The sequence below is a fragment of the Nitrospirota bacterium genome (genome assembly GCA_015233895.1).
Lineage (GTDB): Bacteria > Nitrospirota > Thermodesulfovibrionia > Thermodesulfovibrionales > Magnetobacteriaceae > Magnetomonas.
Window position 1 is genome coordinate 146539 of record JADFXG010000004.1, and the last position, 21474, is coordinate 168012.

General features: G+C 40.6%; 18 protein-coding genes. 2 read left to right on the forward strand and 16 right to left on the reverse strand.

All coding sequences use genetic code 11. The features are described from left to right. Nucleotides 1-26 precede the first annotated feature (26 nt). Complete coding sequence (locus HQK88_05370; protein ID MBF0616231.1) at nucleotides 27-377, forward strand: zinc ribbon domain-containing protein; 351 nt, start codon at nucleotides 27-29, stop codon at nucleotides 375-377. A 13-nt stretch (nucleotides 378-390) separates the two neighbouring features. Here the strand turns inward: HQK88_05370 and waaF are convergent, their stop codons facing one another. The 16 genes from waaF to HQK88_05450 form a co-directional block, all read right to left on the reverse strand. Then, the gene (waaF, locus tag HQK88_05375; protein ID MBF0616232.1) at nucleotides 391-1929 is read right to left on the reverse strand and encodes a lipopolysaccharide heptosyltransferase II; all 1539 of its coding nucleotides are present in this window, start codon (nucleotides 1927-1929) and stop codon (nucleotides 391-393) included. Continuing rightward, entirely contained in the window at nucleotides 1922-2341 is a 420-nt protein-coding gene (locus HQK88_05380; protein ID MBF0616233.1) for a hypothetical protein, read from the reverse strand. The genes waaF and HQK88_05380 overlap by 8 nt, the downstream gene beginning before the upstream one ends. Before the next feature lie 14 nt (nucleotides 2342-2355). After that, complete coding sequence (locus HQK88_05385) at nucleotides 2356-2742, reverse strand: hypothetical protein (protein MBF0616234.1); 387 nt, start codon at nucleotides 2740-2742, stop codon at nucleotides 2356-2358. A gap of 227 nt (nucleotides 2743-2969) precedes the next feature. After that, complete coding sequence (locus HQK88_05390; protein ID MBF0616235.1) at nucleotides 2970-3371, reverse strand: Hsp20/alpha crystallin family protein; 402 nt, start codon at nucleotides 3369-3371, stop codon at nucleotides 2970-2972. Between the two features lie 27 nt (nucleotides 3372-3398). Continuing rightward, a complete protein-coding gene (locus tag HQK88_05395) occupies nucleotides 3399-3908 on the reverse strand; it encodes an Hsp20/alpha crystallin family protein (protein ID MBF0616236.1) in 510 nt (169 codons plus the stop codon). Between the two features lie 321 nt (nucleotides 3909-4229). Then, nucleotides 4230-5675 (reverse strand): tetratricopeptide repeat protein, encoded by a 1446-nt coding sequence (locus HQK88_05400; protein ID MBF0616237.1) that lies wholly within the window; start codon nucleotides 5673-5675, stop codon nucleotides 4230-4232. A 3-nt stretch (nucleotides 5676-5678) separates the two neighbouring features. After that, complete coding sequence (locus HQK88_05405; protein MBF0616238.1) at nucleotides 5679-6956, reverse strand: hypothetical protein; 1278 nt, start codon at nucleotides 6954-6956, stop codon at nucleotides 5679-5681. 141 nt (nucleotides 6957-7097) lie between these two features. Further along, nucleotides 7098-7937, reverse strand: a complete 840-nt coding sequence (locus tag HQK88_05410) for an HD-GYP domain-containing protein (protein MBF0616239.1) — start codon at nucleotides 7935-7937, stop codon at nucleotides 7098-7100. A gap of 41 nt (nucleotides 7938-7978) precedes the next feature. Then, nucleotides 7979-8362 carry a DUF1987 domain-containing protein gene (locus tag HQK88_05415; GenBank protein ID MBF0616240.1) on the reverse strand — a complete coding sequence of 128 codons (384 nt, stop codon included), beginning with the start codon at nucleotides 8360-8362 and terminating at the stop codon, nucleotides 7979-7981. 2 nt (nucleotides 8363-8364) lie between these two features. Then, nucleotides 8365-8919: a hypothetical protein gene (locus HQK88_05420; GenBank protein ID MBF0616241.1), complete on the reverse strand. Its 555-nt coding sequence runs from the start codon at nucleotides 8917-8919 to the stop codon at nucleotides 8365-8367. Nucleotides 8920-8948: 29 nt separating this feature from the next. Next, complete coding sequence (locus HQK88_05425; protein ID MBF0616242.1) at nucleotides 8949-11165, reverse strand: cache domain-containing protein; 2217 nt, start codon at nucleotides 11163-11165, stop codon at nucleotides 8949-8951. Between the two features lie 120 nt (nucleotides 11166-11285). Then, the gene (locus HQK88_05430) at nucleotides 11286-12695 is read right to left on the reverse strand and encodes an amidophosphoribosyltransferase (protein MBF0616243.1); all 1410 of its coding nucleotides are present in this window, start codon (nucleotides 12693-12695) and stop codon (nucleotides 11286-11288) included. Continuing rightward, nucleotides 12688-14928 carry a phosphoribosylformylglycinamidine synthase subunit PurL gene (gene purL / locus HQK88_05435; GenBank protein ID MBF0616244.1) on the reverse strand — a complete coding sequence of 747 codons (2241 nt, stop codon included), beginning with the start codon at nucleotides 14926-14928 and terminating at the stop codon, nucleotides 12688-12690. Before purL ends, HQK88_05430 begins: the two co-directional genes overlap by 8 nt. A 153-nt stretch (nucleotides 14929-15081) precedes the next feature. Then, the gene (locus HQK88_05440) at nucleotides 15082-18177 is read right to left on the reverse strand and encodes an N-6 DNA methylase (protein ID MBF0616245.1); all 3096 of its coding nucleotides are present in this window, start codon (nucleotides 18175-18177) and stop codon (nucleotides 15082-15084) included. A 147-nt stretch (nucleotides 18178-18324) separates the two neighbouring features. Beyond that, nucleotides 18325-20046, reverse strand: a complete 1722-nt coding sequence (locus HQK88_05445) for an AAA family ATPase (GenBank protein ID MBF0616246.1) — start codon at nucleotides 20044-20046, stop codon at nucleotides 18325-18327. A gap of 49 nt (nucleotides 20047-20095) precedes the next feature. After that, nucleotides 20096-20611, reverse strand: coding sequence for an FHA domain-containing protein (locus HQK88_05450; GenBank protein ID MBF0616247.1), 516 nt, complete (start codon nucleotides 20609-20611; stop codon nucleotides 20096-20098). A gap of 228 nt (nucleotides 20612-20839) precedes the next feature. Here HQK88_05450 and HQK88_05455 point away from each other — a divergent pair, with 228 nt between their 5' ends. Beyond that, nucleotides 20840-21379, forward strand: a complete 540-nt coding sequence (locus HQK88_05455) for a ParA family protein (GenBank protein MBF0616248.1) — start codon at nucleotides 20840-20842, stop codon at nucleotides 21377-21379. The last annotated feature ends 95 nt before the right edge of the window (nucleotides 21380-21474 follow it).

Consider the following 21474-nt stretch of genomic DNA (forward strand, 5'->3'; position numbering starts at 1 on the left):
ATGTGCCTTTTCAGGAGGTTGTTTAAATGCCGATGTACGAGTATGAATGTTTACAGTGTAAGGATATTTTTGAGATAATACAGAAATTCAGCGATTCACCCATGACAACCTGTAATAAATGTGGCGGAGAGCTTAGGAAACTAATATCTAACACTGCTTTTGTGTTAAAGGGAGAGGGCTGGTATGTGACAGATTATCCCTCTAAGGACAGAAAAGCTGCACTAAGGAAAGAAAAACCTGGCCTCTCATCTAAAGATACCTCAGGCTCCGGAGATAGTTCAAAGTCAGAGGCTTCAACTAAAACAGATACAGCAACTAAGACAGAAACTAAGGACAGCTCAGGTTCTGCTGAATCTGCAAAGACAGTAACTAAATAAACAAATAGCTGTATCACAACATATCGTGAAGTTCTTGTAATGAGGAAATCTTTTTGATATTTGGGACTGTTAGTGGATATTTTTTAGATTCCATATATATTGAGGTTGCACCCACGGTAAGACCGGCATTAATATCAGCGTCTTTATCGCCAACCATAAAAGAGTTTTTCAAGTCAATCTTGAAATCAGTGCGTGCCTTATAAAGCATTCCTGGTGAGGGTTTTCTGCAAGCGCACTTGTCAGCGCTGCCGTGTTTGCAGTAATAGAAACCGTCAAAACCGTATTTTTCTATGAATAAGTTATTTACCTCCCGCACAAACCCTTCATCCACAATACCGCGCGCAATCCCGGATTGGTTTGTGATACCTATCAGCAGATAGCCGTTTTCCTTAAGTTTAACCAGGTCTTCACAGCCTTTAAACGGTTTAAAATCCTTAAAGTCATTCAAATAGTGGGCATCTTCGCAGATTGTTCCGTCACGGTCAAAAAACACAGCCTTTTTCGTACAGAGAATATTTTTTAATGCTTCACTTACCTGTTCAGGCGTTATGGAGGTCATGCACTTAAGGTGGCCATGTGGGCAGGTGCGTTTAAAACACGGTGAACAGTCAAGTGAGTTATGCAGGATTTTAGACGGAAAGCTGAATTGGCAGTCTTTGGGTATCTGTGGCGGCCCGGTAAGCTCAAAAGAGGTTGAGCCAAATATTGCAACCAACGGTGTTGCCGTAGCGTAGGCAATGTGCATGGGGCCTGAGTCATTGGTTATAACGGCGTCACACTCTGAGATAAGAGCGCATAACTGCCTAAGAGTGGTTTTTCCGGTTAAGTCCATACACGTATTTTCTGTGACAATGTCTTTCAATGAATCAACAGGGAGTTTGTTTGCAGTGTCGGTTCCAAAGATAACCACAGAACCGTTAAGCTCAGCCACTATGTGTTTAATCACTGAGAGGTAATTGTTGGCAGGCCAGCACTTTGCTGAGCCGTAAGCAGCCTGAGGATTAATACCAATAACCGGATGCTTAAGCGGTTGAAGGGTTTCTCTTGCCGATAGTCTTTCAGCCAGTGTCAGATATATCCACGGCAGCATGTACGGAGCAACAATACCGGCCTCTATGAGCAGATTTAAATAGTACGACACGTGATGAAGTTTTAGTGTCCGCTCATTTACCGGAATTCTCTGTGTAAGAAGCAAACCTCTTGCGTCTCTGTTATAACCAATTCTTTTTTTTATTCCGGCTAAAAACGTGATAAGCGCTGCATCGAAAGCGTTTTGAAACAGGATTGCCTCATCGAATTTCTCAGCTCGTAACATGGATGAAAGACTAAGCTTACCGAGTAGTTTTTCATGAGCTTTACTGTAACTAATCAGTGCGTCAACATTTGGATCATTTTCAAAAAGAGGCAGTACAGTTTCCTTTGCAAGTACGCTTATACGGTCGTCTTTATGGGCATTTCGTAAAGCCCTTAGTGCAGGAAGCGTCATCACGGCATCCCCAACCCAATTAACCTCTCTTACGAGAATATTTGAAGCCACAGACAATTCAAACAATGGAGGATGGGGTATCTCTGCGTAACCATGACTGATGATTTGGTAAAACCATGCATAACAGGCCCAGAAACATGTAACTTAGCATTTCGGTCACGGACGACCATTCCTGCAATATGTAGTGGCCGACTATAAGGCTCAGGAACAAAGCGAACCACCCATAGACGGTAAATTGTTTATGTTTATTGCTGAGTAAAGCCAAACCAAGGGAAATCTCGATATAGGGTATTAATGACAGATACGTGTTGACTATAAATGGCGGCAGTTTGATCCTCAAATTACCTTGAAATAGTTTGGAGTAATATTCCAGAAATCCGCCATGACTGAAAAATTTACTTGCAGCTGCCGTAAGCAATATTACTATCATTGTCAGCCGAACAATGCGCTCAGCATCTTTAAATACTATTTTATTCATCACTTTTTCAGCATTTAAAGCAATGTCTTGCATTCTTTAACGGTTACAACCAGTACTCCTCGTGCCCACGGGAAATTCTCTTTAACCTGCCGTGCGAACTCTCCTTCTATTTGTACCTCACCTGTGCCTTCTATACAGCAACCCTGCCCAGGGCCATAGGGACCCTGTATTTTTCTTGTAGCAATCAGTATCTTTATTCCATTGTTCGTCTTAAGGTTGGATTCGGTTGTTTTATAGAAGCCTGCCGGAATCAAAAGCAATTGAACATCATTTATATTTACTTCTTTAATATACTCACCCCAGGTGCCTACTACGTGAGGCTCACCATTGTTCCAAGTTATAATGGCAGCGAATTCCGTGTTTTCCAGTACCGTCTTACACGTTTCATTTAATTTATCCATTCTGAGTGCTCCTTAAATGTCTGTTAACTATTTAGAGGTCTGTTATAATATCACACAACTAAAAATAAATCAAATAATTCTAATGTTTAAGAGCGGCTGACTCTTTTGAAGTCTGATAAAATGTAGGGTGAGAGCTTTTATACCGAGTAGCAGTCAATCGTCTAACTTTGTTGGCATTGTCAACTGCGTTTACTTTTGAATGCTACCCGGTATCACTTTCTTAAGTATCAGGCTGCGGTTTTGATCTCTATTTTCCTTGTCTTTACTTCATCCACCTTTGGAAGCACGAGGTTTAGCACTCCGTTTTGAAGCTTTGCCTCTATCTTGTCTTTCTGTATCTGGTCAGATAGAGTGAAGCTCCTTTCATAGTCGCCCACTTTATACTCGGCGTATGAGAGTTTATAGCCCTCTGGTGCCATTTCCCCAACTGTCCCGTATATGGTCAGCACATTGTCAAGAAGTGTTACCTCAACCGTGCTCTCATCCACTCCAGGCATATCCGCTGTAAGCACTATATCCCCATCCTTTTCCACAATATCCACAGCCGGTGTATAAACTTTAGCTGCCCTTGTCCTTTCAGGTTTCTCTGTTGCTTCTGATTCTTTCATTACTTGTGTTATATCTGACATAGTTGTAAACCTCCTTTCCTTATAAAATTATTGGCTTTTGATTTCGATTTTTCTTGGTTTTTCAGCCTCTGCCATAGGTAGTGTCACACTAAGAGTGCCCTTTGAAAAATTGGCATCAACCTTATTAGCATCAATGTCAAAAGGCAGCGACAGAGTTCTTACAAAATTACCCGTCCAGCGTTCGGCTCTGTGATACGACTGTTGTTCCTCAAGTGTCTCAGCTTTGCGTGAGCCTTTTAGCGTCAAAGTCTTGCCTGTCACAGATATTTCCATGTCCTCAGGTGTGACGCCTGGTATTTGGCATGTCAGATATGCCCCATCCTCTTTTGTCCACACGTTTACTGCCGGAATTTGCCCAGAATACGGCTTGTCAACGTTTGTAAAAGCCTTGTTAATTTCCTTTTGTGCCTCACTCATCCTCTCTGCTATCTGATTTTGTATTTTACTCATACTGTCCTCTAAGTTGCCAAAGCCTCCCCATGGATCTAACCCAAATCCAAATAAATCTCTTCCTGTTAAACGTCGTCCAAACATCATTTTCTACCTCCTTGTCAGTTTTCAGGCTGTTAGTAAAAACAGCAATCTTACTTATGTAATATCAATTTTCATGCCAATTATTTAACCGATTGATAAATAAGGATATTTTCTTGCAGGGTTCTCGTTTACAAAGAATAAAAACCTAAAGAATAGGCCAAAATGGCCTGATTAGAAAGTCGCACTCTTGATAAGTGTATGAAATTAAATGATTTTTAGATAAATTTTAGTAATGGGTCAATATGGCCTATAGGCCGTTATGGCCTCCTGATATAGCTGACAAAAACCCGTGGTTAGAGAGGCTGTTAACTTGAAAATTCTGCCTCACCCCTCTATCCCAAAGTTCCTCTTTAATTTCTGTGAGATATCATAACTTTTTAACGTTTTATTGATTTCTGTCACCTCGTTCAGGCACTTTGCTGACTCCCTCGTTTTGCCTGTTGCCTTGTATAACATCGCAAGGTTAAAAAGAGAACGTGCATAACCCAAAATATCCTTAATCTCCTTCTTGATTTTTAAACTCTCAAGCAGATATTCAAGCGTGGAATTATGATCGCCTTTGACATTATGTATCTGGCTGATGTTATTTAAAGTAATCCCCTCCTGTTTTTTATCGCCAATTTCTCTCGTTATCTTTAAACTCTCAAGCAGATACTTAAGGGCTGACTCATAATCGCTTTTTACTCTATAAATTTCACCAATATTACTTAAAGTAATCCCTTCCCCCTTTTTATCGCCAATCTCTCTCCTGACTTTTAAACTCTCAAACAGATACTTAAGGGCGGTGTCATAATCGCCTTTGGCATAATATATAAGACCGTTACTATTTAAAGCAGTCCCCTCCCCCTTTTTATCAACATTTTTCAGGATTTCTAAACCATACTTATAATATGTAAGAGCGGAGTCATAATCGCCTCTAATATGATATATCTGACCGATATTATCTAAAGCAACCCCTATTCCCTGTTCATTGCCAATCTCCTTGCTGATTTCTAAACTCTCACGCAGATACTTATAGGCGGTTTCATAATCACCTATTGCATGATATATCTGTCCAATGTTATTTAAAGCAGCCCCTTCTCCCTGTTTATCGCCAATCTCCTGAACTATTTTTAAACTTTTACTATAATTCTTAAGAGCCGTGTCGTATTTATATACTTTTCTATAATTTTCACCAAGGTCATAAAAAACTTTACCACGTTCTCTTTCGGTAAGTTTATAAGTGTTTAGCGTATTTTCTAAAAACAATATTCTGTTATTAACTTCCTGCTCGTTAAAATATTCTTCCGGAGACGATAGTTCCATAAAGGGTTGTTTATCAACATCAAGGAATTTAAAAGTTATGGATACATAAGAAAAAAAGTCTTTGGCAGTTTTTATCACAAGATCAACAAAATAGGTGGGAAGGAAAAAAACCAACACTTTATTTAATTTTAAATAAAGCTCTCTGCTTAAGTTCATGTTGGTAAGTAAAGCGGTAGCATCGTCAGCGCTTTCCATTTTCACTTTGTGAATATTCAGAATCAACAAGATTTCCACAGAAGGGTTGATGTCAATATGCTTTCTTATTTCAGTTAAATATCCGGTACTGACATCAGTATCTTGCAAATTAACTGTCGTAATTTTTCTACCTGAGAGAGCGGCTGTAAGCTCTGCGACTATAGCTTCTTGTCTGGCGGGTTCGTTAACTTCAACAATTACAAAAGATACATCAATGTTTTGAAGATATATAAGAAGTTCTTTGTATGTATTTTCGTGGTTATCCGGCACAAACTATGCGATAAGCCTCTTGTCACGCAGCATATCAACAATGGCTGGGTGCAGATCACACCACCTTTCACCATTATATTCAATAACTGCAGCTGCATTAAGTAGTTCCAGCAAGAACCTGTTTCTAAGAGGTTTTTTATCTGAGCTTTTATTGATTTCAATTAAGGAGGGGATGTGCTCCTCAGCGATGCTCCTTTCCAAAGTGCTCTTTAGCTCATTGTATGCCGATTTTGCTGAAGCCATATCTATTGCCTTTAGGTTTTTACCCATTGCAGCGAGTGCTGCTCTGATTATCATCTCAAATAAGTGTCGTAAAGACCCGCCGGATTTTTCTATAAGAAACTCCATGACATTAGTGTTAAAAAGGAAGGAATCTACTCGTCTTTCAATCAGTTGTTTGAAAACTATTACGCCGGTCTCATTTGGTTTACCGTTTTTATTTTTTACCTTTATCATGCTTAATATCTCTGAATAACTGAAGGCGTCTCTGATTGCGTCAATTTTTTCGGAGTAATACAAAAATATGGGGAAAGTGTAAATAATATGTATGTCCAAAGCTGTAAGTATCTCCTTGTGATTTAAAAAAAGATCTTCAGCAATGCCAATACTGAGTTTATCGAGGTCTTCAATTATTATAAGCGGTTCCTTGTTATCTTTTCTAAGTTTCTGTTTTAATATTCTTATGAGATCGTTGGCGCTGTTAATCATTTCACTAAGACGGGGCTCAATGTGTTTTCTCACGGTTTCTTTGGATTCTTTACCGGTTTTTAAAATGCCGCCAACACTTAACTTTATGTATTTAAGGAAACCAATATTAGCTTGACCTCCGGCTTGTGCTTCAGCTTTTTCAAAGTCTATAATTTCCTTAATTTTTGTGTCTTTCCAGTATGAAATAAGATTGTCAAGAATGGGCTGGTTGTCTTTTAACTCTTCAGGCACTGTATCCACAAGTTTAGAAAGGATAATAAAAAGCACATTCATGTGATTAAGGTCATTTATGTCTGTTTCATCTTTTATGGAAAAACGGATTATCTCAAACTGCCCCTCCAATTCCTTTGACACCCGCCAAAGCTCTGTGGATTTGCCGCAACCGCGATGCCCCATAAATAAAATCTTCTGTGGGTCGTCATAATTTGCACGAAGGTAATTACTCAGTTTTTGGGCTGAATTCTGCCCGCGTGCTTCGTCTGTATCAGTATAAAAGAGTTTGAAGGTTTCACCCTCAAGAGGATATGGTTTTGCTACTCTTAATAATGCACTCAGATTATCCGCTTTTTCCATGTTCTTCTCCTACATCCTCATGTGTAACGCTTAAATATAACACGTAATCTCTCTTTTTTTCAAACAGTCCGGCATTTGATGATATAACTCAATGGCTTGGAATTAGAAATTAAAAGCGAGGCAGTAAAATCTATTGAGGCATTAGGTAACCGCCTTTTTGTGCAACTCCTGCCACAGGATTTCAAATTCACTCCGGTGATTTAGTAATACGGATACTACGGATGGATCGAAATGAGTGTTCTGATCTTTCGCAAGGACTAACAATGCCATCTCTATGGACATGGGCTCAACACTTAGAACTTTTTCACCTACGTATTTTGGATAATCACGGCGTGAGGTCAGTGCATCGAACACATCGCCTACGGCGAGGATCCTGGAAAAAAACGGAATTTCATCTCCTTTCAGGCCATAAGGGTAACCGGTCCCATCCATCTTCTCGTGGTGACATGCAGCCATTCTAGGTATCTCGCACAAATTACGAGGCAGATGGATGCCGGATAATATCCGCCATGTCCAGACAGAGTGCTCCTTCATTATCTGGCGTTCATCAGGTGAAAAATGCCCATTTTTAGTCAGCACTGAGTCAGGAATACCGATTTTCCCTATATCGTGGAGTAATCCTGCATATTTGAGCACTTCCATATCCTCGGCGCTTATGCCAATTTTGTCGCCGATAAACAGAACATATTCTGTGACACGCGCAGAGTGGCCGGCCGTGAATTGGTGCTTCGCCTCAATGGTGGTGACCAGGGTGCGGATAAAGCTTTCGAAAGCTTGCTCCAGTTCAAATATCAGGCCGCTTTGCTGCTTGTCGCTTAAGCGAATCACCCGCATGGACTGTTTGAGCAATCTCTGATACTGGTTAGCCAGGTACATGAACTCGGCATACAATGGCGAGTCTTTACAACGCTCATCACTGGCTATTTTCTCTGCCCGAATGAGCGTCTGCTCCTCTCTGCTGAACATCAAGTTTTTATTCATTTTTATAGTCCTTAAAAATCACTGTGTATCAAACTAAAGGTTTAGTCTTTCTCCACGAGATTGAATTTTAGCGTTGTCAGGTCCTCCTTAAACTCCTCTCCATATTCAAGGGAACTTTCATTCTTTTTATCATAAATCCAGTTGACGGCGATATTTTTGCCTCCTTCGGCATTCTCTTCAAGCCTGTCAAACAGGTTCATAAGTATCTTTGAAGAACTGCTGTTGAAGTATATAAGCTCGATATTTACGGTAAAGCTTTCCTCATTTAGCCCTTCGAGATGTTTGTAGAGCCACTTAAAGAAAGGATCGTAAAATTCTGATGTGTTTTCAGGATATGATTCGCCTTTGATCTCAAGAATTTTTTTATCTTTATCGAAAAAAATCCTCGGAGTACTCTTTGTAGCATCTATTGCAAGTTCTTGCATATTTACCCCCTGTTTATCAGAGTTATTAATGAGAAGAAAGATTCCCTGTCATTTAATTCGGAAAACTCGAACTCCAGCGGTTTGTCGGCTTTTCTGGCCATTTCTATAAACCCTAGTCCGGCGCCCTTAGCGTCAAGAGGGCTATCTTTTTTTCTCATTTCCTTATAATAGGCCTTAAGCTCTTCTTTATCCATTGAGCTGATTTTTTCAAGTTTTTCCCTTATCCTGCTGACTTCGGCCGTGGCTACCGTGTTGCCGCTGGCCACGAAATAATAATTTCCGTCATAACCTACTGCCAATACGCCCACATGCAAACCTGCCGGATCATGGGTAACAATCGTTTTGTCTGAAGTGGAATAATGTATAACATTTTGCATCTGTTCGATAAACATGGAAAAGACCTTTAGAATCGTTTGCGATTCCACATCTTCCGTTTTTAATTCTTGTTTCAGGGTGTCACCGAGTTGAACCAGCAAATCGTGTGATATTCGCCCGTTGAAATACAAAAAAACACCCTTCCCATCAAGGTACTTTTTCAAAGGTAGTAGTTTAATCATGTTTCACTCTCCCATTATCGCCGTATCTATTATATACTAAACCCTATGACAGTTACGTCATCCAGTCGTTCGTTGTTTCCGATATGTTCGTTAAAGGTACTAATAAGCATTTCCCGTTGGCGGTGGAAGGGGTTTTTGCATATTTCACGCAATAGCGCTCTGAAGCGCCTGTTGCCAAAGGAGAAGCCATAATTGCCTCCTGTCTGATCGACATAACCGTCGGTCGCAAGGTAAAATGACATGCCGTCGGACATCTTAACCTTTTCGGTCTTGAAATTGAGATCCAAAGGCGAGTCTTTGTATCCTATGCTTTGCCTGTCGCCTTTTAAAACCTCGACCTTACCGTCACTGATGCAATAAAGCGGCAACCTGGCCCCGGAGAATTCCAACACTCTCTCACGTGGTTTTAGTACACACACGGCGGCATCCATCCCAACGTCGAAGAGATCGTGTTCGGAGTTGGTGAGCAAAAGCGATTTTACTGCATGATTTAGCCTCTTCAGTATCTCTGCCGGGTTATGGCAGAGGTCTTCGTTGATTATCTTCTTCAAACTTGACGACGCAATCATAGTCATAAAAGCTCCTGGCACCCCGTGGCCTGTGCAGTCCACTATGGCGATGAGATAACTGTGTTCAAGAATCTCGGTAAAGTATATGTCTCCGCTGACGATATCCTTTGGCATCCATATAAACAGACTATTCGGCAAATGCGCCAAAACCGTATCGCGGTCAGGCAAAAGCGAACCCTGGATTATCTTTGCATAACGAATGCCGTTGAGTATCTTATTGTTGGCCTCTCTGACCTTTGTCAGAGTGTTCTGAAGCTCAGACGTTCTTTCGGCCACTTTCTGTTCCAGTGTCCTGTTGTGGTCCGAGAGCTTGTTCATAAGCGCTTTGTTTGTTGCGTCGCTGTTTTTAAGATCTGAGAGCATGCTGTTGAATATCTCTCCAAGTTCTTTGGTTTCCACAGTGCCTGCCACTGGAGATTCCCCTGAGTATATGCCTTCCTTTTTTATCTTTCTGATTGAGTTGGCAAGTCTGCTGATCGGTACGGTAAGAGTTTTTGAAATAATGATGACAGCTGTTATCCCTGCGATAAGCACAACTAACGAGATCAAAAGGAACTTTCTTATTACTTTACTTATCTGTTCATTAATTGCCAATGTCTTTCGGGCAGTTTCTTTCTCTATGTTGTCTATATAAACCCCGGTCCCTATAATCCATCCCCATGGCTTATAAACCTTTACAAAGGACAATTTCGGAACGGGCTTGTTTAGTCCGTCTTTCGAAGGTTTTGGCCATCTATAATCTACAAAACCTTCTCCTTCCTTATTGTTACACGCTTCTGCTATCGCCTGAAAAAGGTTTTGCTTTTTGTTCATGGCGTTTTCAAACATAGGATCATTAAGAACCTTGCCGTCAAGTTCAGGCAAAATCGGGTGCATAATCATGCGTGGGTAGGGTAGTGTCGTGTCGTTTATCCAGAAATATCCGGTACCTTCATCATACCTTATGTTGCTTAGGTCAACCTTGCTTTTTTCCATAGCCTCCTTTAGAGCATCATCAATATAAATACCGGTTCCGATAATAATGTCCCATTCTTTGAACAATTTAACGTATGAAAGTTTGGGTACAAGGGTTTTGAAATCACCTTTTGGTTTTGGCCACAAGTAGTCAACGAAACCTTCTCCTTTTGCCTGCGTGACCTCTGCAAAGGCCTGAAAAAGGTTCTCATTTTTGCCCAAAGCGCAATTGAATTTCGGATCAGTTAGGACTTTGCCGTCAAGCTCAGGCAAAATCGGGTGCATAATCATGCGTGGGTAGGGCAATGTTGTGTCGTTTATCCAAAAATATCCGGTACCGTTATCATACCTCATGCTTTTGATTACATCAAAAGCCTCCTTTTTTGCCTGAGGGAGAGTCATTTTATTTTCTTTTGCCATGTTAGCATATGCTACGAGAATTGGCTCAACTATGCTTATAGCGTCTTTCAGCCGTACACCGTAGTATTTTTCTATAAAATTCTTGTCATGCGCTGTCTTATCGTTCTTTTCCACGAAACCATAGGCCATATAAACCAGATCTTTGAGATTATGCCTGACTTTCGCCAACTCCTCCGCCTTGTACTTCTCTACATCATCCTGCCCTTGCTTCTTAATTGTAAATACTGCTACAGATGTGACAGAGGCCATTGATATTATGATGATTGCAGCTGTTATAAGTATGAGTAAATTCCTAATCTTCATAATGAGTAACCACTTCCGTGACGCGCCTCCTAAATAACAATAAAACTAATAAGACGTTTTTATATAAGCAAAAACTTATACGGGAAGTATTTGAAGCAAAAGAGCCTCCTATATCTATGCTTACGCAAAAAACAACTCCATCTGGGCATAGTCAACATCAGCCATCTCTTGCAGCGCAATCGGGTATTGATTATTAAAACATGCGTAGCAATAGTCTTCAGGATTTGGGATAGCCAATTTAAGGCCTTCAAGTGAAAGGTAGGAAAGGGAATCGGCAGTGATGTATTTTCTGATTTCCTCCACTATATGTGTTGAGGCAATCAGCTCAGTTCTGGTTGGAGTATCTATGCCATAAAAGCACGGGCTTATCGTACACGGGGCACTTATTTTCATGTGGACTTCTTTTGCCATAGCGGTTTCTCTCAGCATTTTTACGATTTTTTTACTGGTAGTACCCCTTACTATGGAATCATCCATAACCACCACCCGTTTTCCGGCTATCAGAGACTTTATGGGATTAAGTTTTATTTTAACTCCGAAATGCCGTATGTTTTGCTTAGGTTCAAGAAAGGTGCGTCCCACGTAGTGGTTTCTTACAAGACCAAAGTCAAACGGGATGCCGCTTTCGTTAGCATACCCAATTGTAGCCATAACGCCGGAGTCCGGCACCGGTATTACAACATCCGCCTCCGTGTTGGATTCCCTTGCAAGCTGCTTACCAAGTTCCTTTCTTATATCGTGCACGTTTATGCCGTCAAAGATATTGCTGTCGGGTCTGGCAAAATAAATAAACTCAAACACGCAGTGAGCGCGTCTGGTGCTTTTTATGGCTTTAAACGAATGCAAACCGTTGCGGTCTATTGTTAGCATCTCACCGGGCTCGATGTCTCTTATGTAAGTTGCCCCAATGAGGTCAAATGCACAGGTCTCTGAGGCCACCACGTATGCGTCGTTGTAGCTCCCTAAGCACATGGGGCGTACGCCGTAAGAGTCCCGTATGGCTATCAGCTCGTTTTCTCTCATTATCAATAAACTGAAAGCGCCTCGTATTTCATTAACTGCGCGGATAATTTTCTCCTCAGCCGAGGACGCTCTGAGACGCGCTATCAGATGTATTATAACCTCGCTGTCAGAGCTTGACTGAAATATTGCGCCGTCACTTTCAAGCCTCTGTTTGAGCGCAGTGGCATTGGTCAGATTTCCGTTATGAGCTATGGCAAGCGCACCAAGCGCAAAGTTTACCATGATGGGTTGGACGTTTTTAAGAGCACTGCCTCCAGCGGTTGAATACCTGTTGTGCCCTATGGCTATATCCCCGGGCAGCCTTTTTATCCGCTTTTCATAAAACACTTCCGACACATGCCCTATGCCCTTTTCCACATATAGTGTCTTACCGTCAGATGAACAAATCCCTGCCCCCTCCTGTCCCCTGTGTTGAAGGGCATAAAGCCCAAGATACGTCAGATTGGATGCCTCCGGGTGGCCAAATACGCCAAATATCCCGCACTCCTCGTGTATATCATTAAACATGTGCATTGGTTAATCCTCTTTGAAGAGACTCTTTATAGGCTGACGAAATATCTGTTAGTGGTAGCTCTGTTAAGGTGTTACCGTTAAGAGTTATTTTAAAAACTGCGTCTTGCACTGTTTTCCCTATTACGTTAAATGGCACAGATGCCTCCTTTGCCATAGACTCAATATTGGCTACTGCTTCAGGTTTTGCGCTTACCACTATGCGGCTTGCCGACTCCCCGTAAAGCAGAGTATCTGTGCGCACTCCTTTTGCTATTGCGTTTAGTTCTGCCTCAACTCCGATGTTACCGACTATTGAGGATTCGGCAAGAGCGACGGCAAGCCCTCCCTCCGATAAGTCATGTGAGCTAACGACAAGCCCATCTTTGCATAATTTTACTATAAGTTCAATCAGATGCTTTTCCATAATTAAATCAACCGGATGCGGCAATCCCTTTTCAATTCCATGCAGAAGGCTCAGGTATTCGCTGCCGCCTAAGGAGCCGGTTGGAGGTCCAAGCAGTATTACTACATCGCCTATGTTTTTAAATCCCATAGTAAGCGCCTGTGATACATCATCTATTATTCCCACAACGCCCACAGTTGGTGTGGGGTATATAGCAGTGCCTTTTGTCTCGTTATAGAAACTAACGTTACCGCTTATTACAGGTATTTGAAGGGCGCGGCAGGCATCGCTTATCCCTCGGAGTGCCTCGGCAAATTGCCACATAACCTCTGGTTTTTCCGGGTTTCCAAAGTTAAGGCAGTCGGTCACGGCAAGCGGTTTAGCGCCGGTTGCTGCGACGTTTCGTGCCGACTCTGTAAGCGTATGAATGCCTCCCATGTATGGGTCAAGGTAGCAATACCTGCTGTTACAATCAACCGACATGGCAATTCCCTTTTTGCTGCCGTGCACCCGTATCACCGCTGCATCGCCCTTGCCTGGAAGCACTACGGTTGAAGTTCGTACCATATGGTCATACTCTTGCCACACCAGTTCTTTTGACGCAATGTTAGGACTTGACAGCAGTTTTAGTAAAACATCATTATTGTCGGCAATTGCCTCGATTTCAGACTCATCGAGAGTGTTTAGTTCGTCCTGGTAGTCGGGGCGTGCTTGTGGTCTGTCATACATGGGAGCTTCGGTTGAAATTCGTGAGGCCGGAATTTCTGCTACAGTTTCACCAAACCATTTTATCCTGAGATATCCGTCTCCGCTGACGTGCCCAATGGCAGCAGCTTCAAGATCCCACTTTTTAAATATAGAAAGAAGCGGTTTAAGGTTTTTCTCTTCAGCTACGATAAGCATCCGCTCCTGACTTTCCGATAGCATAATCTCATAGGGAATCATGTTGGCTTCTCTTAACGGAACTTGGCTAAGCTCAAGCTCTATACCCATGTTTGCCCGTGCCGCCATCTCTGAAGACGATGAGGTAAGCCCGGCTCCTCCCATATCCTGTATGCCCACAATGAGGTTTTCTCTCATAGCCTCAAGACACGCCTCAAGAAGCAGCTTTTCCGTAAACGGATCTCCAACCTGTACATTGGGTTTTTTCTGTTGAGCATCGTCAGTGAACTCCTCAGAGGCCATAGTGACGCCGTGGATGCCGTCTTTACCGGTTTTTGAGCCGACATACACTATAAGATTGCCAATGCCGGTAGCCTTGCCATAAAATATGCGGTCAATGTCGGCAATTCCTAAATTAAACGCATTAACAAGGATATTTCCGGCATAACACGGGTGAACATAGATTTCACCGCCTACAGTGGGCACCCCTATGCAGTTACCATATCCGGCAATGCCAGATACTACGCCACTAAACAGGTGCTTTTGGTATGGGTCAGAAAGGGGGCCAAATCGTAGGGAGTTGAGACTTGCTATGGGTCTTGCGCCCATCGTAAAAATATCCCTTAGAATGCCTCCTACACCTGTTGCCGCCCCCTGATATGGCTCTATAAAGGACGGATGGTTATGGGATTCCATTTTAAATACGGCAGCCTGATTGTCGCCTATATCTATGACTCCGGCGTTTTCCCCCGGCCCCTGAATTACCCAAGGTGCCTCAGTCGGAAAGTTTTTAAGGTGTATCCTTGAGCTTTTGTATGAGCAGTGTTCAGACCACATTACTGAGAAAACGCCAAGTTCAGTAAAAGTCGGTGTGCGCCCAAGTATTTTTAAGATTGTTTCGTATTCATCAGGTTTAAGACCGTGTTCCTTAATCAACCTGTCAGTTATCTGAGGTTCCGTCATTTGAGGTCGTTTCACGAAAGTTGCCCCTTTATTGTCGAATTATATTTATTACGGTGTCTATTCCGGTTTTCTCGGTATAGGAGTCTCTTAACATAATTGAAATATTCTAACATAAAAGGATAAGCAATTTCTTGAGCTGGAGATAATCTGATTTTATAAGGAACAAGAAAGTTCTATCTCTTCATATATTTTGTCAATTTTATGTTGCAGCTTAATAGTCATTTTAACAGCAGTGGCAATTTTACAATACATTTGAATTTCGTCAAGTAACAAAACCCTCTTTGTTCTGTCTTTAAGCCACTTACAGCAAACCCTGTAACTCCCGATTTGATAATTCCACAGTTGGGCATCCATTCCTTCAAAGTACTGAGTCTTATTTATATAAACATGGCTGGTTTCATCATCATAAGTAATCTTTTCAATCAGGCTGTCTCCTTTTCCCTGAAATCGTACAGAGGGTGTGTTAAGCTCAGGTGAGTTAAGCAAATGTAAATCAGCAAGCTCTCTGCCATACTCTGACATCCTCTTAAATATTTCACGGTCATTAGTAAAAGGAATTTTTGGGAAATCGGTTTTCAAAAAGCCGGCATACTTAACCCTGTAAGTTTCAGAATATAAAATCGCATAAATGTAGTTGAATATCTCTTCAGGTGTAACATCGTTGCCGTAGAGTTCATAACATTTTTCATGGAAAATCTTATCAATATTGGGTTGTTTTTCAACGCCTTCAGCCGTAACTTCAAATAACATACCCTTACCCCTGTCAGGATAAATATACAGAGGGAACAGATAATTAATCTCTCTTGTTGCGTTTGAAACCACGCAGGATTCGGTTATTTCGTTAGAAATAAAGGCGTGGTGAAAGCCAGCCTTGTTTTGTTGTCTGCACGTTAATAGTCCGATATTAGTGTAAACCATATGCTGCATTACTTCTACACGAGGCATACAATGAAAGCCACGGCTATTACCTGTATAATAAGTGTATCTCACATCAAATGGCCTGTACAGAATAGGTACTATTTTATTCTTATCCAATCCACCTTCCATTAGGTCATTTTGTGCAAGTCCCACCTTCCAGTCTCTTGTGTCATTTCCCAAGTCATACGCCTGTCTCGCCAGCTCCGGCTCAAGCTTTACAAAATTTAAAACAGTCTTCAATAGTTCTTCTTTAGTCCACTTAATGGTAAGGTCATCCCTCGCAGTTACGACACCCACACTATTTACCGGAAAGATATCGGTCACTTTTATAAATTTATCAAAAATACCCCATAGGCTTTCATTGCGTGGCATAAACAGGTAAAAATCACGTGCCGGGTCTAATTTCTCCCACTTAGTCGTTTTAATGTCATTATTCATAAGCACGGATGATTTATGTTCTCTGTTGCCCCATAATTCAGAGTGGTAAATGCTTTTTTCTGTTTTCTTGCCTGTTTTAATAAAAATAGCAATCGCAACACCCTGCTTAATATCAAATACGTTTTCATCTTTGGAGCCGTCAGGACATTTTTCCTTTTTCTGACTGCTGCCGTGAAGGTCAAGTATGTATATTTCATCAAAACTGTTCATTAGAGATTGTCTCATTCCTCTGAACGTTGGGGTATCCAGGTAGCTGTGATTTGTGATAAAACCCAAAACACCCTCTCCGGCCTTGTCTATTTTCCACTGTGCAAATCGTATGAATTTCACATAATCATCCTGCAGCCATTTGGGATTTCTTTCGTTAAGCGGTTTTCCATCCACCGTAAAGTATGCCTTAATCTCTTGTTTTATCCATTTGCCAACATTTGATGAATGCCCGGAATATGGTGGATTTCCCAATATTATTAGTATAGGCTGCTTGTCTTTAATTTCCCCGGCAAGGTGTGATTCCTCTGAAAGTGAGGACATCAGGGGAAGTTCCGTCTCCTTAAGAGCCTCCATTTCAAGTGTATTGGTGAGATAGAGTTTTACCCTGTCACCATCTTTTAAGACATAGCCTAATTCCTCAAGCATAAAAGACATCTTAATGTGTCCCACAGCATATGGGGCCATCATGAGTTCAAAGGCAAAGAAATTCTTAAGAATATGCTCCTTTATGAAATTTTCTTTGCCGCCGTCACCATACCTGGAAGCAAACTCATTAACGGCAAGTTTGGCTGCCTCAGCTAAAAACGTCAACGTCCCTGCAGCCGGATCCAGTACCGTAACGCTCCTGTCAGCCATTGCATCGGGTTTATTGAATTTTTCCTTCAATACCGTGTTTATTGAGCGTACTATGTAGGAAACCACAGGCTCAGGCGTGTAATATACTCCTCTCATCTCACGCGTTTTGGGGTCATATGCAGTTAGGAAGGTTTCGTAAAAGTGCACGATTGGATCATGGCCTTTACCCTCGTGATAATACTGATGAAAGATCATATTTATATCGGTTACGGCTAAAACCTCAGAGATGTCGTCTATGGTCCACTGCATATCAGGCGGCAGATCAAGGGATGAAACGAATCTAAAAATATCCCTTAAAATCCCAATCGTTTTAGGAATGTTATCATAAGCCAGTTTTCTGTTAAATCCGTTTTTTGAGCGTGTTTTAGCCACAAACAACCCGTAAGTTACGGTTTGGGCGTACAGGTCTGAAAACTCACTCTCAGAGAGAGCGCCAATTAGATAATCTTTAAAGGCTTTATAAAATCCACTTATAAATTTTCCCTCTTTCTTAAGTTCATGCTCTATGACCTCATCTCGTAAAAAACGTGTCCGTTTGGCCAGCTCCACGGCAAGAGTTTTAGGGCTGTAAATTTTAGGTATCGAAAAGGAAAAGAATTTCTCAAGCAGTGCAAGAAATTCCGACTCCATTTCAAGCGGTGGATTTTTTCTTATTGTTTGCATAATTACAGGGCGTCCAATCGTTACCTTATCTGTCTGCAATCCGTTTCTATAGAGTCTGAACTCAAGGAAATTTGTAAGTATCATATTGGGAAATGTGCTTAAGTATCTTTTAAGCTGAGGGGTTTGCTCTATTCGGTCAAGATTAACAACTGTGGGTTCCTTAGCCTCTATGTATCCTGTGATGCTTTGTAATCCATCCCAGACTCTGAAATCCGGATTTCCAGCCTCTGTTTGTTTAGGTTGAGATGTGATCTCAACGTTGGTTTTGTTAAAGGCGTCGCAGTATGTTCTAAGTAAGTTTTCAAGCACAGAATAGTAGCTTTCCTCACGGGCATCGCCACGGGTATAAATCTCTGATATCTCTGTCAAATATTTTTCAAGCATTTTTGCACACGTTAACCGGATTTTTTGGTTTCGGGAGTATTGTAACATATAAGGGTGAGCAATTCCTTTAGTTAAAAGAAAATTGAGAGGAATTCTTGGTTTAATATCACATACAAAACTGCATTTATTCTTATACTGTCTGAGCGATCACATATTATTCCATTTGCGAATTTGTGAACATACCTCAGTCATTTTTTCATCTAAATCTATGATGGATTTGGTATTTTCTTTTGTTAAATGTTCGCAAACCTTCTCTGCCAAAACAGGCTTTTTCTTGCGATAAGATGATTTTTCCCCCACGTCAATCGCATCCAAATATTTAAAAAAATCCTCGAATTGTTCTACTTGTTCAATTCCTGTTTTATTTAATAATTTTCCTACTGCTTCTGCGGGGATATAATTCTCTATCTCATTTCCCTTAGTGACCCATGCAATGCCTTCATTTTCTTCTACTTCTTTGATAATTCGCCGTTTAGTTTCGTTAAGGCTTGCTTGGTCATCTTTTTTATCACTATCAATAAGAACTACAGCGTTTCTGTTTACCCTGAAAATACTCACAAGATCACTCACCTGATCAGGTTCCTCTGCGCTTAAATGAGCCAATAGCCTGCCTCCATAAAACACGCATTGATAGTGAGTTCCCTCCTGAAGTGTACCCTCAGACCAAATTGAAATCCACTTATTAATGTACACCCTGTCAGAGGGCCCCTCCACCCATATAATCCCGTTTGACTGAAGCAGGTCGCTTGCTCTTATGTCGAGGTCATCAAGAATTCCTTTATTTTCGATATACGTTTCAACAGTTTTACACAACGTTTTCTGACCATCATGAGTTACATGTATAATTTGCGCATTTGGATTTTTACTAAAATAATCTATGGCAACATTTGAGTGGGTTGTTAAAAACAATATAAATTTCTCTGAATCAACTTTCATAGTCAAATATGTTAAAAGTTTTCTGAGTAAAGCAGGATGAAGATTATTCTCCAACTCCTCAAAGGCAAAGATACAGTCTTTTAATTTAAAATCTTTTGTCTTTACTTTCCTTTTCAACACAGCAGGAATTAAATGAATATATACAAGAACTAAAATAATAGTTTTAAAGCCGCTTCCGGTATGAGACAACGGCACAAGTCCTTTTTTATCTTCCTTCAGGTATATTTCCCATTTATCATTTTCAAGTTGTTGACACACTATATCTGTAAATTGAGCATCTGGTGTAACAATTGCATTTAAATCAGTAAGCAAATTTTTTTCTACAAGTTCTCTTAGCAAATTAGCCTTATTGATAAAATTTTGAATAATGTTAGTAACTCCTACACCATCACTATGTACAGATAAATCGTCTTTTTTAGCTTCTTCAGGCAGAATATTACGTTCAGCAAAGATACGTTGAAATATTTTGCCTTCAAGCGGATTTCCCATAGAGTTAGCAAGGTTATTAGCAACTGTAAGTGAATTAGCCAATGGTATCCCAGCTCCCGGGCTGTTCTCAATAGCAATAAACTTATCTGTACCTCCCTTATTAAATAAATACCACTTAATTATTTTCCCGATAAAAACTGTCCCGTTATGCCAATGTTGAACTGGAGCTCCAGCCCTCACCCGTCCAAAACAACTCTCTACTATCCCTTTTGTAACCGGAGCCTCAAGAATAACTTGCGGACGTTGCCTGCCGTGCCATTGTTCTTCAGGAAAATTTGCCTCTTCCATAGTTAAACGTTCTATGAGTTCAAGCAGAGTACTTTTGCCTGTATTATTTCGGCCAATTATGATATTAATTGGAAAGATTTTATCGAAACCCTGTTCATCTTCACCAAAACACTTATAGTTTTTGATTTTTGCTGACAGATCAAATAATATACCCAAGTTTCAATGCCTCGTTTTCAGTAGATTATCTATTAAATTGATTTAGTAGTTAAATCTGGCCTCTGCTATAAAGTCTTTTGTAAAAAACCACCTGAAACGCCACATCCCCGAGAAACAACAGGTCACCGTTTTTAAGTAGAGTAGAGTCGTTTACTCTTTTATTGTTTACAATCACCCCGTTTGTTGAATTATTATCTTTTATGAGCATTTCCCCTTTCTGGCACATTATTGTGCAATGCTCCTTTGATACGGTTGAATCATTGATTACAATTGAATTTCCATGGGTTCTGCCTATTGTATTTTTGCCTTCAAACAGCCGGTAATCACGGTCAATATTTGTACTTATCAGTCCTACAATCCAACCATACAGAGGACGTGGAGTACCTTCTGTATGTGAAGCCTTAGATGTGGCACTCTCTTCTAAGTAGCGTCTGGCATCCGTCGTTTTGGTTGTCAGGAAAGGGTTGTCGCTGCTTTTTTTATTTGCGCTGTCCTCACCTTTTTGACTGTAGTTGTCATGAGTTTGAGAAGCGTCATCTGATGATGGATTATCTTTTTTTTCCAAAGCACTTTATCTTACATATATTGAGAATATTTTAGCAATTTTACCTAAGTACCACTAAGGTAGTCATCAGAAAAGTATGACAGTTGAACTTTGCCTAAAAACAATATTTTTTCAGAGCGATAAAAAAGTGCTTGACTTTCTTACTGATACGAAGTATAATCCACCTAATTTTTAAATATGTATGGTTGTTTATGATGTTGGAATAACAATGAGGAATGGAGAAAGAAAATGGATAGTTTTAATGAAAGAAGTGATGTCCCTATAATTGCTTTTTTTGGTACAAAAGGCGGTGTTGGTAAAACAACTATTACTTCACGTTTTGCAGAATTTGTCTCATATAGTGTTAATAGTCCAAATATTTTAATGATTGACTTTGATGTTGATCATCGTGGATTGACAGTTTTATTGAGTCGTGGGCGTGGTTTCTCTTGTAAGACCATTCATGAATATGTGAAGGATAATATATCCTCCTTAGATAGTGCAATAGATGTAACAGAAGAAAAAAAGCTTAATACCGGAGGTAAATTATATCTTATCCCTTCTGCACACGCTGATTCTAAATTAACTTTCAGAGTAACAGCAGATTTAGATTATAATGTTTTGGTCAATACCATAATAGAACTTATCAAAGAAGCAGTAAGCAGATATAATATTGGTTGTGTTGTCATCGATTGTGGTCCTGTAATAAATCCTTACACCGCAGCGGCTGCACATATTGCTGATCATGCCTTCATAATGGATATATTCAATAAACTGTGTCAAGTGTGAAATCACCTTAAACGGTAATATCCAATTTTAGCCTACCCTCAAAAAATAAAGCAAGTTGAGAGACAGTCTGGCTCCAGTTTCTCAATGGCTGTCTC

Bases quoted from the DNA above. Each gene is read 5' to 3' on its own strand.
- HQK88_05430 (MBF0616243.1), bottom strand. From the start codon at position 12,695: ATGTTTAATGATATACACGAGGAGTGCGGGATATTTGGCGTATTTGGC.
- HQK88_05440 (MBF0616245.1), bottom strand. From the start codon at position 18,177: ATGCTTGAAAAATATTTGACAGAGATATCAGAGATTTATACCCGTGGC.
- HQK88_05420 (MBF0616241.1), bottom strand. From the start codon at position 8,919: ATGATTAAACTACTACCTTTGAAAAAGTACCTTGATGGGAAGGGTGTT.
- HQK88_05395 (MBF0616236.1), bottom strand. From the start codon at position 3,908: ATGATGTTTGGACGACGTTTAACAGGAAGAGATTTATTTGGATTTGGG.
- purL (MBF0616244.1), bottom strand. From the start codon at position 14,928: ATGACGGAACCTCAGATAACTGACAGGTTGATTAAGGAACACGGTCTT.
- HQK88_05385 (MBF0616234.1), bottom strand. From the start codon at position 2,742: ATGGATAAATTAAATGAAACGTGTAAGACGGTACTGGAAAACACGGAA.
- HQK88_05410 (MBF0616239.1), bottom strand. From the start codon at position 7,937: ATGAATAAAAACTTGATGTTCAGCAGAGAGGAGCAGACGCTCATTCGG.
- HQK88_05415 (MBF0616240.1), bottom strand. From the start codon at position 8,362: ATGCAAGAACTTGCAATAGATGCTACAAAGAGTACTCCGAGGATTTTT.
- HQK88_05455 (MBF0616248.1), top strand. From the start codon at position 20,840: ATGGATAGTTTTAATGAAAGAAGTGATGTCCCTATAATTGCTTTTTTT.
- HQK88_05370 (MBF0616231.1), top strand. From the start codon at position 27: ATGCCGATGTACGAGTATGAATGTTTACAGTGTAAGGATATTTTTGAG.
- HQK88_05380 (MBF0616233.1), bottom strand. From the start codon at position 2,341: ATGAATAAAATAGTATTTAAAGATGCTGAGCGCATTGTTCGGCTGACA.
- HQK88_05425 (MBF0616242.1), bottom strand. From the start codon at position 11,165: ATGAAGATTAGGAATTTACTCATACTTATAACAGCTGCAATCATCATA.
- HQK88_05405 (MBF0616238.1), bottom strand. From the start codon at position 6,956: ATGGAAAAAGCGGATAATCTGAGTGCATTATTAAGAGTAGCAAAACCA.
- HQK88_05390 (MBF0616235.1), bottom strand. From the start codon at position 3,371: ATGTCAGATATAACACAAGTAATGAAAGAATCAGAAGCAACAGAGAAA.